Annotated in this window: 5 protein-coding genes and 1 pseudogene; 4 read left to right on the top strand and 2 right to left on the bottom strand. The window is 69.5% G+C overall.

Annotated features, from left to right (window positions below; genetic code table 11):
* Positions 1 to 247 (bottom strand): annotated as a pseudogene (locus tag VNT59_RS18210) (aromatic ring-hydroxylating dioxygenase subunit alpha); the annotation flags it as partial.
* Between the two features lie 219 nt (positions 248 to 466).
* On the opposite strand from VNT59_RS18210, the gene xseB reads away from it, so the two are divergent.
* The 4 genes from xseB to VNT59_RS18190 all read left to right on the top strand — a co-directional run bounded on the left by xseB (position 467) and on the right by VNT59_RS18190 (position 4797).
* On the top strand, positions 467 to 697 hold the full coding sequence (xseB, locus tag VNT59_RS18205; RefSeq protein WP_325500731.1) for an exodeoxyribonuclease VII small subunit: 231 nt from the start codon (positions 467 to 469) through the stop codon (positions 695 to 697).
* A gap of 14 nt (positions 698 to 711) precedes the next feature.
* Positions 712 to 1617, top strand: coding sequence for a farnesyl diphosphate synthase (locus tag VNT59_RS18200; protein ID WP_325500729.1), 906 nt, complete (start codon positions 712 to 714; stop codon positions 1615 to 1617).
* A gap of 11 nt (positions 1618 to 1628) precedes the next feature.
* Positions 1629 to 3530 (top strand): 1-deoxy-D-xylulose-5-phosphate synthase, encoded by a 1902-nt coding sequence (gene dxs, locus VNT59_RS18195; protein WP_325500727.1) that lies wholly within the window; start codon positions 1629 to 1631, stop codon positions 3528 to 3530.
* Between the two features lie 187 nt (positions 3531 to 3717).
* Positions 3718 to 4797, top strand: a complete 1080-nt coding sequence (locus VNT59_RS18190; protein ID WP_325500725.1) for an ABC transporter substrate-binding protein — start codon at positions 3718 to 3720, stop codon at positions 4795 to 4797.
* A 121-nt stretch (positions 4798 to 4918) separates the two neighbouring features.
* Here VNT59_RS18190 and VNT59_RS18185 read toward each other — a convergent pair.
* Positions 4919 to 5703 (bottom strand): ABC transporter substrate-binding protein (locus VNT59_RS18185; protein ID WP_325500723.1); only part of this gene is annotated, 785 nt, incomplete at its 5' end.

Genomic DNA, 5703 nt, shown 5'->3' with positions numbered 1-5703 from the left:
GGCGGTGCCGGCACACGTTGGAGATGAGCTCCACGCCGTTGGCCGTGCGCAGCAGCGCACGGCCTTCCCCCTCCTGGGGGAGCGCGTAGTAGTTGCCCGGTTCCGGAACCGAAAGTTCGTGCCCCACATAACGGGGCCCGCGCTGAAAGATGATCTCCATCTCGCGCTTGAACAGCGCCTCGTCGAAGTAACTGGTAACTGGGAGTTGGCTTGCGGCCTGCTGCAGTTGAAGACTTAAATCAGACATGATGTCCTGACCTAGAGACTCCCCCTATGAAGGGGCAGGGAAGCGCTTTTCCGCAAAGAAGGAGCGCGGGTTCGGATGAGGGAACGGGAACCAGGGGCAACACCCCTGAGGAAGGGAAGGGGATTGTACCCGCGGGGGTGTCTCCGTTGGGCGCGGACGGGCTCTCGGAACTCGTGGTCGTCGGCCCCGGCCTAAAATCACGGGTTTCCCCATCGCTCCATGCCGCAGTCCTCCGCCCCAACGCCGCCCGCCAGTTACGAAGCCGCCCTGGAAGAGCTCGAGCGGCTGATCGGCCGCATCGAGTCCGGGCAGTTGCCGCTGGAACAGCTCCTGGAGGGCTACCAGCGAGGCGCCGAGCTGCTGCAGTTCTGCCGCGACAAGCTGCAGGCCGTCGAGCACCAGATCAAGCTGCTCGACGAAGGCACGCTCAAGCCGTGGCTGCAAGAGTGAGCACGCCGCATCCGATGGACTCGTCTTCGCCGGCGGCGTTCGACCTCGGTTCCTGGAGCGCTCGCCAGCTCGCGCGGGTCGAGGCGGCGCTCTCCGAATGGGTGGTGGCCGACGCGCCGGCGGGGCTGGGCGAGGCGATGCGCTACGCCGTGCTCGATGGCGGCAAGCGGCTGCGGCCGCTGCTCGTGCTGGCGGCCCACGAAGCGGTGGCCGGCAACGCGCAGGCCGCGATGCGCGCGGCCTGTTCGGTCGAACTGATCCACGCCTACTCGCTGGTGCACGACGACATGCCGTGCATGGACAACGACGTGCTGCGCCGGGGCAAGCCCACGGTGCACGTGAAGTTCGGCGAAGCGCAGGCGCTGCTGGCCGGCGACGCGCTGCAGGCGCTGGCCTTCGAGCTGCTGGCGCCGGAAGGTCCCGGCATCGAGCCGCGCGTGCAGGCGACGCTGTGCCGCCTGCTGGCGCGCGCCGCGGGGCACGCCGGCATGGCCGGCGGGCAGGCGATCGACCTCGCCAGCGTCGGCCGCACGCTGGACGAAGCGCAGCTGCGCGAGATGCACCGGCGCAAGACCGGCTCGCTGCTGCAGGGCAGCGTGCTGATGGGCGCGGCCTGCGGCGACGCGGGCGCGGCCGCCTGGACGGCGCTGGCCGACTACGGCGCCGCGCTGGGCCTCGCCTTCCAGGTGGTGGACGACATCCTGGACGTGACGGCCGATTCGGCGACGCTGGGCAAGACCGCCGGCAAGGATGCCGCGCAGGACAAGCCCACCTACGTGTCGGTGCTCGGGCTGGAGGGCTCGCGCGGCTTCGCGCGCGACCTGCTGGCGCAGGCCCTGGACGCGCTCGCGCGCAGCGGCCTGGCCGACACGCAGGCTTTACACGGGCTCGCCATGATGGTGGTGAACCGGGACAACTGAAGACATCAGCGATGGGATCTCTGCTCCAAGCGATCGACGACCCCGCGGACCTGCGCAAGCTGCCGCGCGCCCAGCTCAAGGCCCTGGCCGACGAGCTGCGGGCCTACGTGCTCGACAGCGTGTCGCGCACCGGCGGCCACCTCAGCTCCAACCTGGGCACCGTCGAACTGACGATCGCGCTGCACTACGTCTTCAACACGCCGTACGACCGGCTGGTGTGGGACGTGGGCCACCAGACCTATCCGCACAAGATCCTCACCGGCCGGCGCGACCGCATGGCCAGCCTGCGCCAGTTCGGCGGACTTTCGGGCTTCCCGCAGCGCGCCGAGAGCGAGTACGACGCGTTCGGCACCGCGCATTCCTCCACCAGCATCTCCGCGGCGCTGGGCATGGCGCTGGCGGCCAAGCACAAGGGCGAGCACCGCAAGGCGGTGGCGATCATCGGCGACGGCGCGATGAGCGCCGGCATGGCGTTCGAGGCGCTGAACAACGCGGGCGTCGCCGAGTGCGACCTGCTGGTGATCCTGAACGACAACGACATGTCGATCAGCCCGCCGGTGGGCGCGCTCAATCGCTACCTGGCCCAGCTCATGAGCGGCCAGTTCTATGCCGCCGCGAAGAACGTCGGCAAGAACGTGCTGCGCGTCGCGCCGCCGCTGTTCGAGCTGGCCAAGCGGCTCGAGGAGCAGGCCAAGGGCATGATCGTGCCGGCCACGCTGTTCGAGAAGTTCGGCTTCAACTACATCGGACCGATCGACGGCCACGACCTCGATTCGCTGGTGCCGACGCTGGAGAACATCAAGCACCTGGGCGGGCCGCAGTTCCTGCACGTCGTCACGCGCAAGGGCCAGGGCTACAAGCTGGCCGAAGCCGACCCGGTCGCCTACCACGGCCCGGGCAAGTTCGATCCGGCGGTGGGCATCGTCAAGCCGGCCAAGGCGCCCAAGCAGACGTTCACCCAGGTGTTCGGCCAGTGGCTGTGCGACATGGGCGCGAAGGACGAGCGCCTGGTCGGCATCACGCCGGCGATGCGCGAGGGCTCGGGCCTGGTCGAATTCCAGCAGCGCTTTCCCAACCGCTATTTCGACGTCGGCATCGCCGAGCAGCATGCCGTCACCTTCGCCGCGGGCCTGGCCTGCGAGGGCCTGAAGCCGGTCGTCGCCATCTACTCCACCTTTCTGCAGCGCGCCTACGACCAGCTCGTGCACGACGTGGCGCTGCAGAACCTGCCGGTGGTGTTCGCCCTCGACCGCGCCGGCATCGTCGGCGCCGACGGTCCCACGCACGCCGGGGCCTACGACATCGCGTACCTGCGCTGCATCCCCAACGTGAGCATCGCCTGCCCCGCCGACGAGAACGAATGCCGCGGGCTGCTGACCACCGCATTCGAGCAGGACCACCCCGTGGCCGTGCGGTATCCGCGCGGCGCCGGCGTCGGCGCGGCCGTGGCCCCTGGCCTGGAGCCGCTGCCGTTCGCCAAGGGCGAGATCCGCCGCGCGCGATCGGCGTCCGCCGACGGCGGCGTGGCGATCCTCGCCTTCGGCACGCTGCTGCACCCGGCGCTGGCCGCCGCCGAGCGGCTGAACGCCACGGTGGTGAACATGCGCTGGGCCAAGCCCCTCGACACCGCGCTGCTGCTGGAAGTGGCCGCCCGCCACGCCGCGATCGTGACGGTGGAGGAGGGCTGCGTCATGGGTGGCGCGGGCAGCGCCGTGGCCGAGGCCCTGCAGGCCGCCGGCGTCGTCAAGCCGGTGCTGCAACTGGGACTGCGCGACGAATTCATCGAGCATGGCGACCCGGCCATGCTGCTCTCGCTGCAGGGGCTGGACGCCGCCGGCATCGAGGCCTCGGTGCGCGAGCGCTTCGGCGACGCCGTGGAGCGCGTGCCGCCCGCGCTCAAGGTCGTGAGCTGAGTTTTCGGACGAAGGCTCGCGTTTCCCGCTGACAGGGGGAGCGCCCGGCGACGACGGCGCGCGGCTTCGTTCGTCCGCTTCATGCGGACGTGGGCGCCGCGATCGCGGCCCGGCGAGCCCGACGCGGCCCAGGCGCGGCATATGATCGCCAGGCCGGCCCGCCGTCCGGTCACCCGAAGGAGGTCCCATGCACCGCCGCGCCCTGATCTCGCACGCTGGCATCGCCGGCGTCCTGGCGGCCGGACTCGCGCCCGCGGTGCAGGCGCAACCGCTGGTGCGGTGGCGGCTCGCCTCCAGTTTCCCGAAGTCGCTCGACACCATCCACGGCGCGGCCGCGGTCTTCGCGCACAAGGTGCGCCAGCTGTCCGGCGGCCGCTTCGACGTCACGGTGCATGCCGCGGGCGAACTGATGCCGGCGTTCGGCGTGGTCGACGGCGTGCAGCGCGGCCAGGTGGAGGCGGCGCACACCGCGCCCTACTATTTCTTCGACAAGGACGAGACCTTCGCCATCGGCGGCGCGATCCCGTTCGGCCTGAACAGCCGCCAGATGAGCGCCTGGACCTACGAAGGCAACGGCCTGAAGCTGATGCGCGAGTTCTACGCCGGCTACGACATCGTCAGTTTCCCGTGCGGCAACACCGGCGCCCAGATGGGCGGCTGGTTCCGCCAGGAGATCCGCTCGGCGCGCGACCTCGATGGGCTGAAGGTGCGCATCGGCGGCTTCGCCGGCAAGGTGCTCGAGCGCCTCGGCGGGCGACCGCAGAACATCCCCGGCGGCGAGATCTACCTGGCGCTCGAAAGGGGCAGCATCGACGCGGCCGAATGGATCGGCCCGTACGATGACCAGAAGCTGGGGTTCAACAAGGTCGCGCCCTATTACTACTACCCGGGCTGGTGGGAAGGCGGGCTGCAGCTGGACCTGTACGTGAACCGCCGGGCGTACGACGCGCTGTCGCCCGAGTACAAGGCCTTCGTCGAACTGGCCAGCACCTTCGCCCACGTGCAGACCCAGGCCAAGTACGACGTGAAAAATCCCGGCGCGCTGAAACAGCTGGTGGCCGCCGGCGCCAGGCTGCGGCCGTTTCCGCCCGACCTCATGAGCCAGGCGTTCCGGCAGGCGATCGCGCTGTACGACGAGCTCTCGGCGCGCAATCCGAACTGGCGCAAGGTCTACGCCGACTACCAGCGCTTCCGGTCGGAGCAGAACGTCTGGTTCCGGTTCACCGAGGCCACCTTCGATCGCTTCATGCAGTCGCAGAAGCTGTGACGCTGCGGCGCCGCCGCGACCGGGCCGCGCACCCGGCGCCGGATGCCAATGAAAACGCCCCGGCCGCGTGCGCGTGCCGGGGCGTGGTGTCCGCGGGCCAGGGCGCCGCAGCGCCCCTGGATCAGATCTTCACCGTGGCCATGTAGCTTTCGTAGCGGTACACGGAGAAGCGGTCCCACAGGATCTGGTCGCGCTGGAAGGCGCGCATGTCCTGGTGGATCTTCTTGAATTCCGGCGACTTCTTCTCGTGCTCGGCGAAGACTTCCATCGACGCCTTGAAGCCGGCGTCCATCACGTCCTTCGGGAAGGGCTTGAGCTGGGTCTTGTTGGCGACCAGGCGCTTGAGCGCGACCGGGTTCACCGCGTCGTACTTGGCGGTCATGTCGCGCGCGGCGACGGCGCCGGCGGCGCGGATGATCGCCTTGTTCTCGGGCGACAGCGCGGCGAAGGCCTTGGCGTTGATGAAGAACTCGAGTTCGGCGCCGCCTTCCCACCAGCCCGGGTAGTAGTAGAAGGGCGCGACCTTGTTGAAGCCCAGCTTCTCGTCGTCGTAGGGACCGACGAATTCGGTGGCGTCCAGCGTGCCCTTCTCGAGGGCCTGGTACACCTCGCCGGCCGGCATGTTCTGGGCCACCACGCCCAGCTTGGCCATCGCCTCGCCGAACAGGCCGCCGCCCATGCGCATCTTCAGGCCCTTGAGGTCGGCCACGCTCTTGATCTCCTTGCGGTACCAGCCGCCCATCTGGGTGCCGGTGTTGCCCGCGCTGAAGCTCTTCATGTTGTACTTCGCGTAGAAGGCGTCCATCAGCTTGCGGCCGTCGCCGTGCTCCATCCAGGAGTCCATCTGGCGCGCGGTCAGGCCGAAGGGCACGGCGCAACCGAACGCGAAGATCGGGTCCTTGCCGG

Origin of the sequence: Ramlibacter sp. (assembly GCF_035554825.1) — a bacterium.
Taxonomy (GTDB): Bacteria; Pseudomonadota; Gammaproteobacteria; order Burkholderiales; family Burkholderiaceae_C; genus Ramlibacter.
This window is presented reverse-complemented; position numbering and strand designations above follow the sequence as displayed.